Source organism: Sporosarcina cascadiensis, from assembly GCF_009650995.1.
Lineage (GTDB): Bacteria > Bacillota > Bacilli > Bacillales_A > Planococcaceae > Sporosarcina > Sporosarcina cascadiensis.
Genome location: NZ_WHVV01000050.1, coordinates 1 through 349, shown reverse-complemented (window position 1 = coordinate 349; position 349 = coordinate 1). Strand labels below are relative to the sequence as shown.

Annotated in this window: 3 tRNA genes; all 3 read right to left on the bottom strand. The window is 56.4% G+C overall.

Going from position 1 to position 349, the window contains the following annotated elements:
- Nucleotides 1-87: 87 nt before the first annotated feature.
- Nucleotides 88-164: transfer RNA gene (locus GDZ68_RS17985), tRNA-Ile, on the bottom strand.
- A gap of 5 nt (nt 165-169) precedes the next feature.
- A tRNA-Met gene (locus GDZ68_RS17980) sits at nt 170-243 on the bottom strand.
- 29 nt (nt 244-272) lie between these two features.
- Nucleotides 273-348, bottom strand: a tRNA-Ala gene (locus tag GDZ68_RS17975).
- Nucleotide 349 lies beyond the last annotated feature (1 nt).

Here is a 349-nt window from a genome sequence, read left to right as displayed (position 1 = left end):
AACCCCCGCGGGCTTTAACACCCCTGTCGGTTTTCAAGACCGATCCCTTCAGCCGGGCTTGGGTATTCCTCCGTATTCAAATTAAACTGGTGGACCTTGCAGGACTCGAACCTGCGACCGGACGGTTATGAGCCGTCTGCTCTAACCAACTGAGCTAAAGGTCCATAGATAGCGGCGGAGGGGGTCGAACCCACGACCTTTCGGGTATGAACCGAACGCTCTAGCCATCTGAGCTACGCCGCCACAATTAGTCAGTCTTGAAATTATATGATTGGTGGAGCCTAGCGGGATCGAACCGCTGACCTCCTGCGTGCAAGGCAGGCGCTCTCCCAGCTGAGCTAAGGCCCCG